This is a genomic window from Stenotrophomonas sp. YIM B13575 (assembly GCF_042787595.1).
GTDB classification, from domain to species: domain Bacteria; phylum Pseudomonadota; class Gammaproteobacteria; order Xanthomonadales; family Xanthomonadaceae; genus Stenotrophomonas; species Stenotrophomonas lactitubi_B.
Genome location: NZ_JBHZOP010000054.1, coordinates 1 through 19,007 on the forward strand (window position 1 = coordinate 1; position 19,007 = coordinate 19,007).

Annotated in this window: 18 protein-coding genes; 11 read left to right on the forward strand and 7 right to left on the reverse strand. The window is 67.7% G+C overall.

Annotated elements, in window-relative coordinates; all coding sequences use genetic code 11:
* Window positions 1–59: 59 nt before the first annotated feature.
* Complete coding sequence (locus ACFX4F_RS10090; protein WP_099820529.1) at window positions 60–1,118, reverse strand: CDP-glycerol glycerophosphotransferase family protein; 1,059 nt, start codon at window positions 1,116–1,118, stop codon at window positions 60–62.
* On the opposite strand from ACFX4F_RS10090, the gene ACFX4F_RS10095 reads away from it, so the two are divergent.
* The gene (locus ACFX4F_RS10095) at window positions 1,117–1,923 is read left to right on the forward strand and encodes a glycosyltransferase family 2 protein (RefSeq protein WP_099820528.1); all 807 of its coding nucleotides are present in this window, start codon (window positions 1,117–1,119) and stop codon (window positions 1,921–1,923) included. The genes ACFX4F_RS10090 and ACFX4F_RS10095 overlap by 2 nt on opposite strands.
* 25 nt (window positions 1,924–1,948) lie before the next feature.
* Here the strand turns inward: ACFX4F_RS10095 and ACFX4F_RS10100 are convergent, their stop codons facing one another.
* From ACFX4F_RS10100 to def, 5 genes are all read right to left on the reverse strand, one after another.
* A complete protein-coding gene (locus tag ACFX4F_RS10100) occupies window positions 1,949–3,124 on the reverse strand; it encodes an O-antigen ligase (protein WP_243380195.1) in 1,176 nt (391 codons plus the stop codon).
* 233 nt (window positions 3,125–3,357) lie between these two features.
* Window positions 3,358–5,070, reverse strand: a complete 1,713-nt coding sequence (locus ACFX4F_RS10105) for a glycosyltransferase family 39 protein (RefSeq protein WP_099820527.1) — start codon at window positions 5,068–5,070, stop codon at window positions 3,358–3,360.
* Between the two features lie 22 nt (window positions 5,071–5,092).
* On the reverse strand, window positions 5,093–6,424 hold the full coding sequence (rsmB, locus tag ACFX4F_RS10110) for a 16S rRNA (cytosine(967)-C(5))-methyltransferase RsmB (protein WP_099820526.1): 1,332 nt from the start codon (window positions 6,422–6,424) through the stop codon (window positions 5,093–5,095).
* A gap of 3 nt (window positions 6,425–6,427) precedes the next feature.
* Window positions 6,428–7,351 carry a methionyl-tRNA formyltransferase gene (fmt, locus tag ACFX4F_RS10115; RefSeq protein ID WP_099820525.1) on the reverse strand — a complete coding sequence of 308 codons (924 nt, stop codon included), beginning with the start codon at window positions 7,349–7,351 and terminating at the stop codon, window positions 6,428–6,430.
* A gap of 121 nt (window positions 7,352–7,472) precedes the next feature.
* Window positions 7,473–7,985, reverse strand: a complete 513-nt coding sequence (gene def / locus ACFX4F_RS10120; protein ID WP_099820524.1) for a peptide deformylase — start codon at window positions 7,983–7,985, stop codon at window positions 7,473–7,475.
* A gap of 128 nt (window positions 7,986–8,113) precedes the next feature.
* On the opposite strand from def, the gene ACFX4F_RS10125 reads away from it, so the two are divergent.
* The 9 genes from ACFX4F_RS10125 (at window position 8,114) to ACFX4F_RS10165 (ending at window position 17,850) form a co-directional block, all read left to right on the forward strand.
* Entirely contained in the window at window positions 8,114–9,241 is a 1,128-nt protein-coding gene (locus tag ACFX4F_RS10125; protein ID WP_099820523.1) for a LysM peptidoglycan-binding domain-containing protein, read from the forward strand.
* Window positions 9,242–9,373: 132 nt separating this feature from the next.
* Complete coding sequence (gene dprA, locus ACFX4F_RS10130; RefSeq protein WP_099820522.1) at window positions 9,374–10,501, forward strand: DNA-processing protein DprA; 1,128 nt, start codon at window positions 9,374–9,376, stop codon at window positions 10,499–10,501.
* Window positions 10,502–10,544: 43 nt separating this feature from the next.
* Window positions 10,545–11,018 carry a DUF494 family protein gene (locus tag ACFX4F_RS10135; RefSeq protein WP_025879062.1) on the forward strand — a complete coding sequence of 158 codons (474 nt, stop codon included), beginning with the start codon at window positions 10,545–10,547 and terminating at the stop codon, window positions 11,016–11,018.
* Between the two features lie 40 nt (window positions 11,019–11,058).
* Window positions 11,059–11,793, forward strand: coding sequence for a GYF domain-containing protein (locus tag ACFX4F_RS10140; RefSeq protein ID WP_099820521.1), 735 nt, complete (start codon window positions 11,059–11,061; stop codon window positions 11,791–11,793).
* Window positions 11,794–11,841: 48 nt separating this feature from the next.
* Window positions 11,842–12,771: an RDD family protein gene (locus ACFX4F_RS10145; RefSeq protein WP_099820520.1), complete on the forward strand. Its 930-nt coding sequence runs from the start codon at window positions 11,842–11,844 to the stop codon at window positions 12,769–12,771.
* Window positions 12,772–12,993: 222 nt separating this feature from the next.
* Window positions 12,994–15,471, forward strand: a complete 2,478-nt coding sequence (locus tag ACFX4F_RS10150) for a DNA topoisomerase I (protein ID WP_099820519.1) — start codon at window positions 12,994–12,996, stop codon at window positions 15,469–15,471.
* A gap of 121 nt (window positions 15,472–15,592) precedes the next feature.
* Window positions 15,593–16,153: a Sua5/YciO/YrdC/YwlC family protein gene (locus tag ACFX4F_RS10155; protein WP_099820518.1), complete on the forward strand. Its 561-nt coding sequence runs from the start codon at window positions 15,593–15,595 to the stop codon at window positions 16,151–16,153.
* A gap of 43 nt (window positions 16,154–16,196) precedes the next feature.
* Window positions 16,197–16,904, forward strand: coding sequence for a hypothetical protein (locus tag ACFX4F_RS10160; protein WP_099820517.1), 708 nt, complete (start codon window positions 16,197–16,199; stop codon window positions 16,902–16,904).
* Window positions 16,905–17,133: 229 nt separating this feature from the next.
* Entirely contained in the window at window positions 17,134–17,850 is a 717-nt protein-coding gene (locus tag ACFX4F_RS10165; RefSeq protein ID WP_380654794.1) for a hypothetical protein, read from the forward strand.
* A gap of 19 nt (window positions 17,851–17,869) precedes the next feature.
* Here the strand turns inward: ACFX4F_RS10165 and ACFX4F_RS10170 are convergent, their stop codons facing one another.
* Entirely contained in the window at window positions 17,870–18,646 is a 777-nt protein-coding gene (locus ACFX4F_RS10170; protein WP_380654797.1) for an SDR family oxidoreductase, read from the reverse strand.
* 111 nt (window positions 18,647–18,757) lie between these two features.
* Between ACFX4F_RS10170 and ACFX4F_RS10175 the strand changes: the two genes are divergently transcribed.
* Window positions 18,758–18,961 carry a hypothetical protein gene (locus ACFX4F_RS10175; RefSeq protein ID WP_099820515.1) on the forward strand — a complete coding sequence of 68 codons (204 nt, stop codon included), beginning with the start codon at window positions 18,758–18,760 and terminating at the stop codon, window positions 18,959–18,961.
* Window positions 18,962–19,007: the final 46 nt, after the last annotated feature.

The following is a 19,007-nucleotide window of genomic DNA, read 5'->3' on the forward strand; positions in this document are numbered from 1 at the left end:
GCCGAGCCCATGCTCGGCTTGCCGCAGCCGAGCATGGGCTCGGCTCTACAGGACCTACGTCACCGTTGCGACGGCCCCCAGTAGCCCAGATCCTTGCGGATCTGCAGGTCACGCACCCAGCTGCCGAACGGCTTGCGACGCAGCACACCCATCTCGCCGGACAGGAAATCCTCCGTCGCGGCGATCACCCGCTCGCTGGACAGGCCATCGCGGTACGGGTGGATGGTATCGGCGTAGCGCACGATCTCCGCCTGCAACGCCGCATCCGGATGCAGCGCGCGCGCCAGCATGGCCGGCAGCTGCTGCGGATCGTCGAAATCGATCATGTGCGGCTTCGGCACGCGGTTGCGGAAGGTCACCACCGGCTTGTGCTGGACGATGAACTCGGAAACGATCGATGAGGTGTCCGACACCAGCACGTCGGCGGCGCGCTGCGCGGCCATCACCTGCTCCGGTTCGATGAAGCGCGCATTGGCGCCGGCCAGCGCGCGGTAGCGTTCGAACAGTTCCGGCGGGCACTTGGGGTGCAGGGTCAGCAGCCAGTAGTGCTGCCCGGCGGCGATGTCGGCGGCGATCTGCGCATGCAGGTGCGGGGCCGCACTCAAGCGCTCGGTGAAGGTTGAACCGAACAGGATCACGGGGCGGCCGCCGGCGGCACTGCGCAGCGCGGCACTGTCACCGCCATCGTCGCGGAACAGCGGGTCCAGCTTCGGCCAGCCGGTTTCGGCCACGGCAAAATGACCCTGCAGTGCCGCGATCTCGCGGAACGGCGCGGTGGTGGCAGGGCCCTGCGTGCAGTAAAGGTCGAACATGCCACGCACCCGGAAGTGGCCACGCGCGCTGTCGCGCTTTTCCACGTTGAAGCCATGGAACAGCTGCACCTTGGCCCCCGACAGGAAGGTCGGCACCCAGTTGGCCGCGCTGAACACCGCCCGCGGGCGCATCGCCAGCGCCTGCTTCAGGCCGATGTTGGGCACGCCGGGCAGCTGGCTGCCGGCCGCACCATCTTCGAACCAGGCCGCCACTTCCTGGCCGGAAGCGTGCAAGGCCTGCACCAACGGGGCGAGAATAGGCAGCGCATAGCGCTCCGTCGCAAACAACAGGTACCCGGCCATCATGTCCTCCACGACCGCTCCCATCGAACGGCCTCGCATCTCGGCCTGCATTATCGCGTTCAACGAGGCCGGGCGCATCGGCGACTGCCTGGCCTCGCTGGCCTTCTGCGACGAGATCGTGGTGGTGGACTCGTATTCCACCGACGCCACGGTGGCGATCGCCGAGGCGGCCGGCGCCCGCGTGCTGCAGCGCCCGTTCGATGGCTTCCGCAGCCAGAAGGCGTTCTGCGTCGAGCAGGCCACCCATGACTGGGTGCTGTGCCTGGACGCCGACGAGCGCATCAGCCCGGAACTGCGCACGGCCATCGAGCAGGCCCGCGACGGCGGTTTTGCAGGTCATGCCGGTTACCGCTTCGCGCGCCTGTCGGAGTATTTCGGCCGGTTCCTGCGCCACGGCAATGCCTATCCGGACCGGGTGCTGCGCCTGTTCGACCGCCGCCACGGTGGCTGGCGCGGCAAGCGTGAAATCCATGAGGCGGCCAGCGTCGATGGCACCGTCGGCACCCTGCGTGGGGACCTCATCCACTTCCCCTACCGCTCGCTGCAGCAGCAGCTGGCCAAGACCGAGAAGTACGCGCGGATGATGGCCGAGCACGAGTTCGCGCGCGGCAAGCGGGCCACCCTCGGCAAGCTGGTGCTGGCCCCGGCCTGGCGGTTCTGGCGCGGCTTCCTGTTCCGGGGCGGCTTCCGCGACGGCTGGCATGGCCTGGTGTATGCCTATGTGCGCGCCAACTACGTGCGGCAGAAGACCATCATGCTGTGGATGCTGGGCAACGGCCAGGCCGTGTCCGATCCGCCACAGCCCTGAGCCTGCACTCGAGCGTGGCTGGACGTTACCGCGCGCTCTTTGCCCGGCGCCGCGCCCCTTCCACGATCGACAGCCCGGTGAGCAGGCCGACGATGGTGACGTAGAAGCTGGCGGTCATCTGGTGCGCGAACATCGACTGGGTCAGCCCGCACAGGATGTAGGACACCACCACCATCACGCCGGCGGCGGCCGGCCCACGGAAGGTACCGTGCCCGCTGCGCCGGTGCAGGCGCACGAATACCCACAGGGGCACGCCATACACGGCCAGCAGCAGCAACACGCCCGGAAGGCCCTGGGTAGCCCCCCACTCGGCCAGATCGTTGTGCGCATGGCGCAGGTGGCAGCGGATTTCCTGCGGGTTCTCGCGGCAGACCGGCACCCGCTTCATGGCCGTGTCGAAGTGGCCGATGCCTACCCCGGTCAGCGGATGATCGAGGAAGGTCTCCCATGCCACCTGCAGGCGCTCGACGCGCGCCCCGGCCGAAGAGTCGCTGTCACCCTGCTCCATGCGCTGCACATCGCTGTGCAGTTCGGACAACCGCACCTGGTGGCGCAGCTCGGGTACCGACAGCAGCAGGGTCGCAGCGATGGCCAGCATGCCGGCAAGCACCGACAGGCGCGCCACGCCGGTGCGCCAGCGCAGGCTGAGTGCCAGCACCACCAGCAGCGCCAGCAGTGCTGCGAACACGCCGCGGCTGCCGGTGAGGATGATGGTTCCGCAACCGGCGGCGGTGCCGACGATCACCAGCGACCAGCGTCGCGACGGCCGGCAGAACACCAGCAGCACCATCAGCATCACCACGATGTCGGCGAGCACGATCGCGTTGGTGGACAGTTCCGCACGCGGCGCGCCACCCAGCACCTGTAACAACGCCAGCGCGAAGGTACCCAGCAGGCCGGCGAACGCACCGCGCCACAGCCAGCGCATGTCCGGGCGCAGCGCGCAGACCCACAATGCGATCCACGGGATGACCAGGAAGCGGGATCGATTGTCGACATCGCGCAGGCCCTGTTCGAACAGCACGACCGACACGATGGCCATCACCAGCACCGCCAGCATCAGCCAGCTGAGGACCTTGATCGGCTGCACGTCCAGCCGCCGGGCCTGCCACAGCAAGCCGGGCGCCATCGCGGTGCTGACCAGCAGCAGCAGCGCGTAGGGCAACAGGTTGATCGGGATGGTCAGCACCAGTGCCGGCATGCAGAACAGGCCGATCTGCGCCAGCCAGTGCGCCGCGCGCGGACGCCTCCCTGCGGGGACGCCCAGCGGATCGCCGATCGTGGATTCCAGGTTGTGCTGTGAATCTGCCACGTCGAAAAGTTTCGCTGCGATCCTGCGGAATGAACGGGGGCGCCGGCACGGGAGACCCCACGCTGACGTTTTACTGCCTTTGGCGCCGCTTGGGCAGTCTGGACAAGCGCAGGTCAGAGTGGTTACTCCTCACGCTGCAATCGCCGTTCACGTTCCCGCTCGTCGGCGCTGGCCACGCACGGCCCCTGCACCGCAGCGGCAGGCACCAGCCACCAACGGCGGCGGTTGGCGATACCGGCCAGTTCGGCGCGACTGCGATCGACGCAGGGCAGCAGCGCGTCTTCGTGGACCAGCAGCCAGCGGCGCTCGGGCGCCAGCTGCTGCCACTGCACGGCCGCAGCCAGCTGAGCATCCCAAGGCTCGTTGAAACCGAAGGTGGCGGCCGGGCGGTCGGCCATCAGCAGATTCTGCTCCTTCCAGGCCACCAGCCCCAGCTCGGCATCGGCGCCGATACGCTGGCCGGTGTGCCGCATCAGGCCGCGCGCGGAACTTGAATCATTCAGCAGCGGATAGCCGATCAGGCTGTACAGCACCCACACGGCAGTGAGCGTCGAGACCAATGCCAGCTGGCGGCGGCCGCGCCCGAACAACAGCAGGCTGGCCGCACCCCAGCCGCCCATCGCCATCGCTGCCCAGGCCAGGGCGTTCATCTCGCCATTGCCGATGCCGCGCGTCTGCATCAGCCGCGTTTCGAAGCCGGGCTTGCCCAGCAGGGCCGCCAGCCCGGCGGCCAACGTGCCCAGCGACAGCAACAGGGTGAACGCGCCCAGCAGCCACTGCACGTCGCGCCGGCGCAGCAGCCCCGGGAGCAGCGGCGCCAACGCCAGGCAGAACATCGGCAGCGCCGGCAGGATGTAGACGTCGCGCTTGCCATTGGGGATCGAGAAGAACAGCACGATCAGCGCCCACCAGCCCAGCAGCAACAGGTAGCGCGCGTCACGACGCTGCAAGCGGCGCCGCCAGGCGGGGATCGCCCACGGCAGCGCCAGGAAGGCCGGAATCCACATCGACGGCATGGTGCCCAGGAAGTACCACCAGGGCTGGTGGTGATCCCATGATTGCGCATAGCGCTTGGCGGTCTGCCGGAACAGGATGTCGTCCATGTAGGCCAGGTACTCGCCGGAGCGGGTCGCCAGTGCGGTCATCACCATCGGTACCAGCCACAGCGCGATGGCCAGCACGAACGCCAGCGGCGCCAGCCAGAAGCGCAGGTCGCGTGCATGCAGCCGTACGCGCGGCCAGTGCAGCGCCGAACCGATCACCGCTGGCACGATCATCAGCAGCGCGATCACGCCCACGCCCTTGGTGATCACCCCGATGCCGGCAAAGAACCAGCCCAGCCACCACCAGCGCCAGGCGGGCCCCAGCAGCAGGTGGCGCAGCAGACCGTAGTTGGCCAGGGTGATGAACAACACCACCAGCGGGTCGATCTGCGCCTTCTTCGCCTGGAAGGTGAACTGCAGGGCGAACAGCAGCGCCCAACCGGCGTACAGGCCAACCTGGCGTGTCCACAGGCGCCGGCCCAGGTCGACCACGCACCACAGCGTGCCGAGGGCGGCGATCAGCGAGGGCAGCAGGAACGCCACACGCCAGTTGCCGACCACGCTGTACAGCGTGGCCTGCCACCACATCAGCATCGGCGGCTTGTCCGAGTACAGTTCCAGCCCACGATGCGGGAACAGCCAGTCGCCGCTGTCCACCATCTGCTTGGCGACCAGGGCGAAGCGCGGTTCGTCCGAGGGCCAGGGATCACGTAGTCCCAGGCCGGCGCCCAACACCAACAGGGCCATCACAACAAACAGCCACGTCTGGCGTGACGCACGGGTTTTCAGCATGGGGGCTCGGACAGCGGTTGGGTCAGGCCTTTTTTAGCAGACGCGCGTAGAAAAATCCGTCAGCATCGTTTTCACCGGGCAGGCGCTGGCGTGCGATACCGTCACAGTCCAGACCAAATGCGTCACCCAGCGCGACCGCTTCCGCATCCGCGTGCCACTTCAGGAAGCCCTTCACCTGGTCGACGTTTTCCGCGCGCAGGATCGAGCAGGTGGCATACAGCAGCACACCGCCGGGGCGCAGCATCGACCAGCAGGCCTCCAGCAACCGGGCCTGGATGCCGACCAGCGCATCGATATCCTCCGCACGGCGATGGAACATCACATCCGGCTGCCGGCGGATGACGCCGGTGGCCGAGCACGGTGCATCCAGCAGGATCGCATCGAACGGCACGCCGTCCCACCAGGCCCCCGGATCGCTGGCATCGGCTACCAGAACCTGGGCACCTTCGCCCACGCCGGTACGAGCGAACGTATCCTTGGCGCGCGCCAGGCGACGGGCATCGATATCCAGCGCCAGCAATCGCAGGCTGGGGTCGCGCTCAAGCAGGTGCGCAGCCTTGCCACCCGGCGCGGCACACGCGTCGAGCACGCGGCTGCCGGTCGGCGGCGCCAGCGCGTCGGCGGCACATTGCGCCGACAGGTCCTGCACCGACAGCAGGCCCTCGCCGAAGCCGGGCAACTGGTTCACCGGAACCGGCGCGGCCAGTCGCAGCGCATCGGCGCTCAGCGTGCTGGCTTCGGCGGCAATGCCCGCCTCGGCCAGGGCCGCCATCATCGTGTCGCGCCCGCCGTGCTGGCGGTTGGCACGCAGCCACAGCGGCGCCGGCTGCAGGCTGGCAGCGAAGATCGCCTCGGCCTGTGCCGGCCAGTCGCGTTCGACGGCCTCGGCCAGCCAGACCGGAAATGCGTCGCGTGCCGGTTGTTCGGGGAAACCCTCGCGCTGGGCCCGGCGCAGGATCGCGTTGACCAGACCCGCCTGGCGTTCACGGCCGAGTGCGCGTGCAGCATCGACCGTGGCCGACAGCGCCGCATGGGCCGGCAGCTCCAGCACATCCAGCTGGGCGAAACCCACCATCAGCAGCGTGCGCAGGTCGGCATCGCGTGCGGACAGCGGCTTCTGCATCCATCCCTGCAGGGCGGCGTCATAGGTGCTGCGACGGCGCAGCACCGCAAAGCACAACGCTTCAAGCAGCGCGCGGTCGCGGGTGTCGGCCAGTTTCGGCAGCGCCCAGGCCAGTTCCGCCTTGAGCGAACGACCACGGGTGAACACCTGCGCCAGCACGCGCGCCGCCAGCATGCGGGTGGCCGCGCCCGGCGCCGCCTTGGCGATGGAAAAATCGTTTGCCTTGCTCACCCGTCAAACCCCCACGCGCAGGTCACGGCGCGCATTGAGGTAGTCGGCAGCAGTGATTGCCTTGCCGCCTTCCCGCTGCAGCACGCGCAGCCGCAGCGCGCCCTGCCCGCAGGCGATGTCGATGCCTTCGCGGCCAGCGGCCAGCACCGTGCCCGGTGCCTGGCCATGCGCCACATCCAGCGCCACCGCGCCGTGGATGCGCACGCGCTCAGCGGCCAGCAGTGCCTCGGCAATCGGCCACGGATTGAACGCACGCACGGTACGCGCCAGCGTTTCGGCGTCCTGCGCCCAGTCCAGCTTTGCCTCGGCCTTGTCCAGCTTGTGCGCGTAGGTCACGCCCTGCTCCGGCTGCGGCCGTGCGATCGGCTTGATGCCGGCGCGCAACAGGCCCAGCCCGTCGGACAGCACCTGCGCACCGAGCTCGGCCAGCTTGTCGTGCAGCTGGCCACCGGTATCGGTGGCGGCGATCGGCAGTTCCTGGTGCAGCAGCACCGGGCCCGTATCCAGGCCAGCTTCCATCTGCATCAGGCAGATGCCGGTCTTCTGGTCACCGGCCTGGATGGCACGCTGGATCGGTGCGGCGCCGCGCCAGCGCGGCAGCAGCGATCCATGCACGTTCCAGCAACCGTGGGTCGGGATGGTCAGCACCGCCTTGGGCAGGATCAGGCCATAGGCCACCACCACCATCAGGTCCGGCTGCAGGTCACGCAGCTGCTGCTGGGCCGCCTCGTCCTTCAGCGTTTCCGGCTGGTACACGGGGATGCCGCGGGCGACTGCTTCCAGCTTGACCGGCGAAGGGGCCAACCCACGGCCGCGACCGGCCGGGCGATCAGGCTGCGTATAGACAGCCACGACCTCGTGATGACGCGCAGCGGCGCGCAGCGACGACACCGCGAATTCCGGCGTACCGGCAAAGACAATCCTCATGGCAACCCCACTTGCAGGATGAAATCGTGCAGGAAAAAAAACGGCGCCGTCGGCCGGCGCCATGCAGCCCGCGCGTCACGCACAGGCGCGGGCCACCCCGAAGGGCGGCCCACAACAGCCATCACGCCACGTGCTTGCGCTGTTTGGCCAGCTTCTTGCGGACCATCTCGCGCTTCAGCGGCGACAGGTAATCGATGAACAGCTTGCCGTCCAGATGGTCCATCTCGTGCTGCACGCAGACCGCCAGCAGGCCGTCGGTGGTCAGTTCCTGCGGCTGCCCCTGGCGGTCCAGGAACTTGACGGTGATGGTGTCGGCACGGGTCACGTCGGCGAAGATGCCGGGCACCGACAGGCAGCCTTCCTGGTACACCTGGCCCCCGTCCTTGGCGACGATTTCCGGGTTGATGAAGACGCGCGGCTCGTTCTTTTCTTCGCTTACGTCGATGACCATGAAGCGCTGGTGCACGTCCACCTGGCTGGCAGCCAAGCCGATGCCCGGGGCGTCGTACATGGTCTCGAACATGTTGTCGAGCAGCTCCTGGAACGCCGGCGTGGTCACTTCGGCGGCATCGATCGACGCAGCCTTGGTACGCAGGCGCGGATCGGGGAACTCAAGGATGGGGAGTAAAGCCATGGCAGTTTCCGGGGTTGGGGCCGGGTTACGCCGGCATACGTCGCAGATTCTAGCTCCAACGCTTGCCTTGCGCCCCGGTTTCTGGACTATAGTGCGCGGACCTGTTGGGGAATCAGGGCTTCACACCTATGTTGCTTCGTTTTCGTACGGTCGTCGCCGCGGCGATGCTGACCGTGGCTGCCTATGCTACCGCCGTGGAAGTGAATGGCGGGCACCCGGACACCTATGTGGTCCGCAAAGGGGACACGCTGTGGGACATTGCAGGACGATTCCTGCAGAAGCCCTGGTTGTGGCCGGAGATCTGGCAGGCCAATCCGCAGGTCGCCAATCCACATCTTATCTATCCCGGTGACGTCCTCAGCCTGGCCTACCTGGACCGGGTGACGGCCCAGCCCGGCCCGCGCCAGGAAGCCCCGGTGACCGGCGTGCCGCTGGCCCAGGTCGAGCCGTTCCTGAAGCAGCTCAGCGTGGTCGACAGCATCGAGCAGCTGCCGTATGTGGTCGGCCTGGAAGACAACCGCCTGCGCGCCACCGGTGGGCAGACCGCCTATGTGCGCCTGGCCGACGCCCAGGTCGGGCAGCGCTGGGCCGTGGTCCGCCCGACCGTGCGCTACGCCCAGCCCAAGCCCACCGAGGACCTGACCGCCAACGGCGATGTCACCCCCGGCAGCGGCAACCTCTGGAAGGCTTTCAGCGCGCCCAACCACCGCCGCGGCATTCTGGGGTACGAGCTGGCACAGGTCGGCACCGGCACCATCACCCAGGTGGCTGGCGGCAAGACCGAAGCGTCGACCCTGGCCCTGGACAACGCCAGCGGCGGCCGTGAAGTGCGTGCCGGCGACCGCCTGGTGCCGGTCGAGGCCACGCCGTACGACCTGCAGTTCTTCCCGCATGTGCCCGCAGCCGGCGTGGAAGGCGTGGACGTGCGCGTGCTGGCGGTCACCGACATGTTCACTACCGGCGGCCCGCGCGATGTGATCGCCATTTCCGCCGGCCGCGCCCAGGGCGTGGACAACGGCACCGTGTTCTCGCTGTGGCGCCATGGCAGCCACGTGGCGCACCGGATGAAGTTCCCGGGGTCCTCGCGCATGGACGACTCGACCAGCACGGGCGCCGGCCGGGTCAGCCTGCCCGATGAGTACGCCGCGCATGCCATGGTCTTCCGCACCTTCGACAACGTCAGCTATGCGCTGGTGATGCAGGGCGTGAAGCCGGTGCGCGTGGGCTACAGCGCGCTGCATCCCGACGCGAAATGATCCAGCGCCGGGCCCGGCCCGGCCTCGGCAGGGTGTGTCGGCCACATCCGCCGGCAACCGCCGGGATACCCTGACAGCAATATGCGAAGGCGCCCTAGGGCGCCTTTGTTGTGTGCGGCCGATAGTCGGTGGATGACTGAGCATGAACATGAGGCGCTGCTGCGCCTGTTGATCGCCGGTGGTTCCCTGGCACCCCGGCGCGCGCTGCTGCAGACCGCCGGCAACGCGGAGGCAGCGTTGGCGCTGGGCGTCGCAGGCTGGCGGGCCCACGGCTGCACGCCGGAACAGTGCGCTGCGCTGGAGCGCCCCGACAGCCGCGCCCTCGCGCTTGCGCAGCGCTGGCTGCAGCAGCCTGATCATCATCTGCTGGCCTGCAACGATCCGGCCTTCCCACCCCTGCTGCTCGATGCACCCCATCCGCCCCTGGCGCTGTTCGTTGCCGGCGATCCGGCCATCGCCTGGCGTCCTGCCGTAGCCCTGGTCGGCAGCCGTTCACCCACCCCCGCCGGGCGTGCCCTCGCCGCCCGGTTTGCTACCTGCTTCGTCGAGGCCGGGCTGGCCGTGACCAGTGGATTGGCGGCAGGCATCGACGCGGCCGCCCACCAGGCGGCGCTGGACGCAGGCGGCTGCACGCTCGCGGTGATCGGCACCGGCCCGGACCGCGCCTATCCCACCAGCCACGCCCGCCTGCAGGCAACAATCGCCACCGAAGGCGCGGTACTCAGCGAATACCTGCCAGGCACGCCCGCACGGCCGGGCCATTTCCCCGCGCGCAACCGGCTGGTGGCCGGGCTGGCCCTGGCCACGGTGGTGGTCGAGGCCGCACAACGCTCGGGCGCCCTGATCACGGCCCGGCTGGCGGCCGAAGCGGGCCGTGAGGTCTGTGCGATACCCGGCTCGGTGCTCAATCCGCGCGCCGCCGGCTGCCACCGGCTCATCCGTGAAGGCGTTGCCCTGGTCGAACGCCCCGAGGAAGTGCTGGAACTGCTGGCGCCGGCGTTGCGCCAGCAGCTTCCGGGCTTGCAAACCCGGCTGGCCACCCCCACTGAACAGGCAGCGCCGGCGGACCTGCCGGCATGCTGGGCGAACGACGCTGACTACCAGAGCTTGTGGCGGGCACTGGAGTACGACCCCATCAGTATGGATTCACTGATCACGCAGTGTGGATTGACGGCGTCGGAGGTGTCCTCCATGCTGCTGGCCATGGAACTTGCGGGGATCGTGGTGTGCGTACACGGCCGCTACTGTCAACGTCCCTAGTTTCTTCACCTCCACAGCGTCGCGCGACGCAGGCCGAGGGGCAATGAAAGAGAGCATCCTGGATGTACTGTTGTACCTGTTTGAACACTATTTCAGCGAAGATGCGGACCTGATCCGTGACCGCGACTCACTGCAGAATGGCCTGATCCAGGCCGGTTTCAGCCCCACTGAGATCAACAAGGCATTCGAATGGCTCGATGCCCTGGCAGCGCAGCGCCCCAGCGCGGCCCAGGCCCGGGTCGACGGCCCGGTGCGCATCTATCACGGCCCGGAGCTGGACAAGCTTGATGTGGAATGCCGTGGTTTCCTGCTGTACCTGGAACAGCACGGCATCCTGGATGCCGGCCAGCGCGAGCTGGTGCTGGACCGGGCCATGGCCCTGGACCAGGACGAACTGGACCTGGACGACCTGAAATGGGTCGTGCTGATGGTGCTGTTCAACCAGCCTGGCGCCGAGGCGGCCTACGCCTGGATGGAAACGCAGATGTTCGTGGACGAGCCAGAACCCCTGCACTGACCGTACACTTGGGGGCCGTGCGCATTCAGGAGCGTCCCCCGTGAGTGAGTGGTTCCATGCCGAAGGCAACCGCCAGCAAGGCCCGTTGCCCTCGGAACAGTTGATCGAGCTGTTCCGTAGCAACCAGATCACCCTGGACACCCTGGTATGGCGCGACGGCTTGCCGCAATGGCAGCCGTTGCGCAACGTGGTCGACGAACTGGGCCTGATCGTGCCCGCGGTTGATGCAGCCGCCACCGCGCCACCGCCACCTCCTGCCGCGCCTCTGCCGCCCACCCTGCCACCCGCCTCTCCGTACGCGACCACGCCGATGGACGCTGCACCGGTGGCGAAGAAGGGCCTGTCCGGCTGCGCGTTGACCGCCATCATCGGCGGCGTTGCCCTGCTGGTGGTGGTGCCGATCCTGGCCATCCTGGCAGCCATCGCCCTGCCCGCGTACAACGACTACACCGTCAAGGCCAAGGTCGCCGGCGCTATCACGGCGCTGCAGCCACTGAAGGACAAGGTCCAGCACTTCGCCGATGATCAGGGCCGTTGCCCGGGCGCCAACGACGCCGGCTTCCCGGCGGCGGACGAATTCGCAGGCCAGGGCCTGTCGGCCGTGCATATCGGCCGCTTCAACAATGGCCATTGCGGTATCGAAGCGACGCTGGCGTTTCCGGGCAAGAGCCAGGATGGCGACCTGCTGTGGCTCGAGTACGACCGCGACAGCGGGCGCTGGGAATGCAGCGGCGAAAGCGACGACAAGTATCTGCCCACGCAATGCCGCGGCTGAGCCGCGCATCGGGCAACCCACCAAGGACGACCCAACAGGGGACATGCAATGACTGAGTGGTACTACGCCGAAGGACAGCAACGCCAGGGACCGCTGGAGGTCACCGAGATTCGCCAGCGTTTCCAGCGCGGCCAGTTGAACCTGGACACCCTGGTCTGGCGCGAAGGCATGGGCCAGTGGGCACCGCTGCGGCAGATGGTGGAAGAGCTGGGCCTGCAGACCCTGGCCGATGCCAGCACCTCCACCGCCGCCGGTGGCTTCGACCTGCGCAACGACTACGCCGCGATCGACAACGGCACCGCGCCCCTGCCGGGCACCGGCGCCCTCAGCAGCTCACCGTACACCGCGCCCGGCGCAGGCGGCGGTGACTATTCGCAGCCGGTGCAGGGCGGTGAAGTGGTCTACGCCGGCTTCTGGAAGCGCTTTGCCGCCTACCTGATCGACTATTTCGTCTTGCTGATTCCCAGCGGTGTGGTCGGTGGTGTGCTGGGCTTCGTGCTCGGCGCCGGCATGGGGGCCACCGGCAGCGGCGAAACAGCGGTGGAAGTGGTCACCCAGCTGATCAGTGGCCTGGCTGGCCTGTTCATCGCCGCCGCCTACTACGGCTGGTTCCATGCCTCCCGTGGCGGCGCCACCCTCGGCAAGATGGCCATCGGCATCAAGGTCGTGCGCGGCAACGGTGATCGCCTGACCCTGGGCCGCAGCATCGGCCGCTACTTCGCCACCCTCCTCAGTGGCCTGACCCTGTGCATCGGCTACCTGATGGCCGCCTTCACCGAGCGCAAGCAGGGCCTGCATGACCTGATCTGCGACACCGTGGTGGTCGACCGCTGGGCCTACACCGACCAGCCGCAGCTGCAGCGCCGCGAGCTGGGCACGGTGACCATCGTGATCCTGGTGCTGGGCGGCCTGCTGGTGCTGGCCGGTTTCGCCGCGATCATCCTCGCTGTCGGCGTCATCGCCAACATGGCATCGTGAGCCGGGATCGAGGGCCAATGCGCCGTCGCGGACGGCCATCCTCACGCCTCCCTGCTTGACAATGGCAGGCCGGGCGTGATTCCTCTAATAAGGTGAAACCTGAACGCCCGGCACAGTCCCGGGCGTTCAGTTTATTGATTTGCCCGTGGCCGCTTCACTAATGCGGCCGTTTGCTCCACCCTAGCGGCCCTTCCCCGCGGCTTACCCACAGACCCTGCTGCCATGCCCAAGCACCTGCTCATCGTTGAATCGCCGGCCAAAGCCAAGACGATCAACAAATACCTCGGCAAGGACTACACGGTCCTGGCCTCGTATGGGCACGTGCGTGACCTGATCCCGAAGGAAGGCGCGGTTGACCCGGACAACGGGTTCGCCATGCATTACGACGTGATCGAGAAGAACGAAAAGCATGTCGATGCGATCGCCAAGGCCGCAAAGGGCGCCGACGACATCCTGCTGGCGACCGACCCGGATCGCGAGGGTGAAGCGATCAGCTGGCATATCGCCGAGATCCTGAAAGAGCGTGGGCTGGTCAAGGACAAGTCGATGCAGCGCGTGGTCTTCACCGAGATCACCCCGCGCGCGATCAAGGAAGCCATCAGCCAGCCGCGCGAGATCGCCAGCGACTTGGTCGATGCCCAGCAGGCGCGCCGCGCGCTGGACTACCTGGTCGGCTTCAACCTGTCGCCGGTGCTGTGGCGCAAGGTCCAGCGCGGCCTGTCCGCCGGCCGCGTGCAGAGCCCGGCGCTGCGCATGATCGTCGAGCGCGAGGAAGAGATCGAAGCCTTCATCGCCCGCGAGTACTGGTCGATCGCCGCCGAGTGCGCGCACCCCTCGCAGCACTTCAACGCCAAGCTGATCAAGCTGGACGGGCAGAAGTTCGAGCAGTTCACCGTCACCGACGGCGACACCGCCGAGGCCGCCCGCCTGCGCATCCAGCAGGCCGCACAGGGCGCCCTGCACGTCACCGACGTGGCCAGCAAGGAGCGCAAGCGTCGCCCCGCGCCGCCGTTCACCACCTCCACGCTGCAGCAGGAAGCCTCGCGCAAGCTGGGTTTCACCACCCGCAAGACCATGCAGGTCGCGCAGAAGCTGTACGAAGGCGTGGATATCGGCGGCGACGAAGGCACGGTCGGCCTGATCTCGTACATGCGTACCGACTCGGTGAACCTGTCGCAGGACGCGCTGGCCGAAATCCGCGACGTGATCGCCCGTGACTACGGCATCGCCTCGCTGCCCGACCAGCCCAACACCTACCAGACCAAGTCCAAGAACGCGCAGGAAGCGCACGAAGCGGTGCGTCCGACCTCGGCACTGCGCACCCCGGCCCAGGTCGCACGGTTCCTGACCGACGACGAGCGCAAGCTGTACGAGCTGATCTGGAAGCGTGCAGTGGCCTGCCAGATGATTCCGGCCACGCTCAACACCGTCAGCGTGGATCTGTCGGCCGGCAGCGAACATGTGTTCCGCGCCAGCGGCACCACGGTGGTCGTGCCCGGCTTCCTGGCCGTGTACGAGGAAGGCAAGGACAGCAAGAGCGCCGAGGATGACGACGAAGGCCGCAAGCTGCCGGCGATGAAGCCCGGCGACCGCGTGCCGCTGGAACGCATCGTGGCCGACCAGCATTTCACCCAGCCGCCGCCGCGCTTCACCGAAGCGGCGCTGGTGAAGGCGCTGGAAGAATATGGCATCGGCCGTCCTTCGACCTACGCCTCGATCATCCAGACCCTGCTGTTCCGCAAGTACGTGGAAATGGAAGGCCGCAGCTTCCGCCCGTCCGATGTCGGCCGTGCGGTATCCAAGTTCCTGTCCAGCCACTTCACCCAGTACGTCGACTACGACTTCACCGCCAAGCTGGAAGACGAGCTCGATGCCGTCTCGCGCGGCGAGGAAGAGTGGATTCCGCTGATGTCGCGTTTCTGGGGACCGTTCAAGGAACTGGTCGAAGACAAGAAGGAATCGGTCGACCGCGCCGAGGCCAGTGGTGCGCGCGAGCTCGGCACCGACCCGAAGACCGGCAAGCCGGTCAGCGTGCGCCTGGGCCGGTTCGGGCCTTACGCAGCCATCGGCAGCACGGCCGAGGATGCCGAGGACAAGCCCAAGTTCGCCTCGTTGCGGCCGGGCCAGTCGATGCACACCATTTCCCTGGAAGACGCGCTGGAGCTGTTCCTGATGCCGCGCGCGCTGGGTGAGGACAAGGGCGAGGACGTCAGCGTCGGCATCGGCCGCTTCGGCCCGTTCGCCAAGCGCGGCAGCACCTATGCCTCGCTGAAGAAGGAAGACGACCCGTACACCATCGACCTGGCCCGCGCCGTGTTCCTGATCGAAGAGAAGGAAGAAATCGCGCGCAACCGGATCATCAAGGAATTCGAGGGCAGCGACATCCAGGTGCTGAACGGTCGTTTCGGCCCGTACATCAGCGACGGCAAGATGAACGGCAAGATCCCCAAGGATCGTGAGCCGGCATCGCTGACCCTGGCCGAAGTGCAGCAGTTGATGGAAGAGACCGGCAAACCGGTGCGCAAGGGCTTCGGCGCCAAGAAGGCCGCCGCGAAGAAGGCCCCGGCAAAGAAAGCGGCAGTGAAGAAGGAAGCCGCGCCGAAGAAGGCCGCTGCCAAGAAGGCGCCGGCAAAGAAGGCGGCGAAGAAGGCCACCAAGAAAGCGGTGAAGAAGGCCCCGGCCAAGAAAGCCGCCAAGTAGATCCACGCCATGCGTGGATGATCTGCCAAGGTGTGCGGACCAACGGTCCGCACCCACTGCTCCACCCGTTGTGCACGCAGCGGGGGGATAATGAAGGCCCACGCCGGGCCCGGTCGCCGCCATGAAAGAACTCACACTGGACACCGCAGTCGCCACGCTTCGCAGTGGCGGGGTGATCGCCTACCCGACCGAAGCCGTCTGGGGCCTGGGCTGCGACCCTTCGCATGAGGCAGCGGTGCACCTGCTGCTGCGGCTGAAGCAGCGCCCGATCGAGAAAGGCATGATCCTGGTGGCCGCGGAACTGTCGCAGCTGCAGGGCTGGGTGCGCCTGCAGGCGCTGCCCGATGCACGCCAGCGCGCGGTGCTTGCCAGCTGGCCCGGCGCCAACACCTGGATCCTGCCCGCCGGTACGCGCGCCCCCGGCTGGATCACCGGCGAACATAGCGGCATCGCGGTACGTATCAGCGCCCACCCCCTGGTCGCAGCGCTGTGCCAGGCCTGGGGTGGCCCGCTGGTCTCCACCAGCGCCAACCTTGCCGGCGAGCCACCCGCGCGCAGCCGCGAAGAACTGGACCCGCGCCTGCTGCGCCTGCTCGACGGCATCCTTCATGGACAAACCGGTGGCCTGGCCCAGCCCACACCGATCCGCGACGCGCTCAGTGGCAACGTACTGCGCTCCTGACAGATTGATTGCGTCGGCGTTGCCGATCGCGCACGCTGCGCATATGACCCTGCTGCGCCCTGTCCTGTGCCTGGTCCTGCTGCTGCCGTTGCCGGCACTTGCCGCTGACGATGTGCGGGTCTACCGCTGCGTCGGCAGCAATGGTGCCGTCGCCCTGCAGGACAAGCCCTGCACTGCCGGCCGCCAGCAAGTGCGCGACCTGCAACGCCCACGCGACCCGCCGCCACGGGTGGTCAGCACCGACGCCGCAGTGCCCTCACCGGCGCAGGCACCGCCGATGCGCGAGCGCGAGGTGCGCCATGTCTACATCCAGCCGCCACAGCCGATGTACGAATGCGTGAGTGAAGACGGCGACCGCTACACCAGCGACAACAACGAAGGGAATCCGCGCTGGGTGCCGCTGTGGACCACGGTCTGGTATCCGCATGGCCATCCTGGCGGCGGGCGACCCGGACCGCATCCAGGGCCGCGCCCGGCCGGTAGCGGCAGCACCATCGATGCCTCCATCGGTGGTCGACCACCGGTCTATCGTCCGCCGTCGGTGGGCGTCGGTGTCAACGTGCCTGCCGGCAACATTCTGGTTCGCGATACCTGTCACGCCCTGCCCCCCCAGGAAGTATGCGCACGCCTGCGTGATCGTCGCTGGGAACTGGACCGGCGCTACAACAGCGCACTGCAGAGCGAGCGCACCGCGATCAGCAACGAGCAGCGCGGCATCGATGCACGGCTGGCGCAGGATTGCGGCCGCTGAGCCCCGCGCCGGGGGGTGTGCCGCGCGCTTTGGTAGAGGCCCACCTTGGTGGGCGCTTGCAGACAGCAGTGCCAACCAGGGTTGGCAGCTACCAGGGCGTGTGAGCCCTGCGCTGAGGGCTGTGCCCTGCGTTGGTAGACGCCCACCTTGGTGGGCGCTGGCAGACAGCGGTGCCAACCAGGGTTGGCAACTACCAGCGCATCGGCCACGGCTGTAGGCTGCACGCATGATGAGAAAACTGATCTGGCTGGCCATCGGCCTGCTGCCCGGCAGCGCGTTGGCCGATGACATGGTGATCTACCGCTGCATGGGCAGCAGCGATGTTCCCACGCTGCAACGCACCCCCTGCCCCGCTGGTACCCGCCAGCAGATCCAGCGCATCCCTGCGACTGCGCCGGCGGCACCGGTCGCGCCGGTGCAGAACAGCCCCACTCCGCCGCCTGCAGCGGTGCCGACCGTGGACGCCGCCGCCGAGCCTGCAGCCACGCAGCCACGTGAGGGCCGAACGATCATGGAAGCACGCATGGTCGAGCACGAAGGCGGCGACGCCATACTCGACAGCGCGATGCTGCCACGTTCGAGCGACGCCACGGCGATGGATGACAACGCAGCGCCAAAGCCACCGCTGCCGGCGATCTATCAATGCCTCAGCAGCGAGGGAAGCGCGTACCTGCATGAGTACGAAGCCGCACCGGGCCATTGCGAACTGTTGAACGTACAGGGCCTGGGCGGGGCAACACCGGTCAACGCGGCCAGCTGCGAAGTGGTCCGCGATCGCTGCACCGAAGTTGCCGAAGCACAGCGCTGCGGCAGCTGGCAGCAGCGCTTCCGCGATGCACGGGGTCGCGAGCGGTTCGCCGCACCGGAGAATCAGCCGACGGCGCGCAGCGAACGCGAGCGCCTGCAGGCCGTGCTGGAAGCCAGCAACTGCCCGGTGCCGAAGTGAAGCCAGCGAGCGGGCGCCGTCAGAACCCGTAACGCAGGAAGCCGCCATCCACCGCGATGCATTCGCCGGTGACATAGCTCGATGCCGGCAGGCACAGGAAGCCCACGGCCGAGGCCACTTCCTCCGGCTCACCGATGCGCCGCATCGGCGTGCGTGCGATCACTTCCTCGTAGTAATCCGTATCGGACAGCGGACCGGAGGTGCGACGGGTGCGGATGTACCACGGGGCCACCGCGTTGACCCGGATGCCGTCCTCGGCCCACTCCACGGCGAGATTGCGGGTCATCTGGTGCATCGCCGCCTTGGTCATGCCATAGACCACACCACTGCGCACATGGGTCAGGCCGGACACGCTGCCGACGTTGACGATGGCTGACGACGCGTGGCGCGCGAGCAACGGATGCGCGTAGCGCGACAGTTCGAACGCCGAGAACAGATTGGTCTCGAAAATGCCACGCCACTCGTCTTCGGAATACTCGGTGGCGGGCTTGGTGATGTTGCCACCGGCATTGTTGACCAGGATGTGCAGGCCATCGGCGTGGTCCTCGACCCAGTCCAGGATCTGCCGGCGATCTTCGTCGTCGGACACATCGGCGGCCAATGCGTGCACCTGGTGCTGCGGATACACATCCAGCAGCTCGTCGCGGGCACTCTCCAGCATATCCAGGTCGCGGCCGACGATCATCAGATCGGCGCCGAGACCGGCCAGTTCATGCGCGATCGCCAGGCCGATACCGGCGCTGGCACCGGTGATCAGCGCCGTCTGCCCATCCAGGCGCCACCGTTGCTGGGTCATATGTCCTCCGGGGCCGCGCCCACTGTGTTTCGATGCAGCAAGGATACGCGCTCACGAGCGTCCCCCGCCCGTGATGCGACACTTGCCCCACATCCCTCGTGGAGAGCTGCCATGCGCGTCCTGATTCCCGTCCTGCTGTCGGCAGTCGTGCTGGCCGGGTGCCAGCGCCCTGCACCGCCGAATCCGGAACGACCACCGGAACCGCAGGCATTGGCCAAGGCAGTCAATCACCCCCTGGACCGCGCCAAAGGCGTGCAGAAGACCATGGACGAGGCGGCCGAACGCGAGCGCAAGGCAGAGGCCGACGCGCAGTAGATGCCCGCATGCAACAACGCCCGGCCAAGGCCGGGCGTTGTGTGTT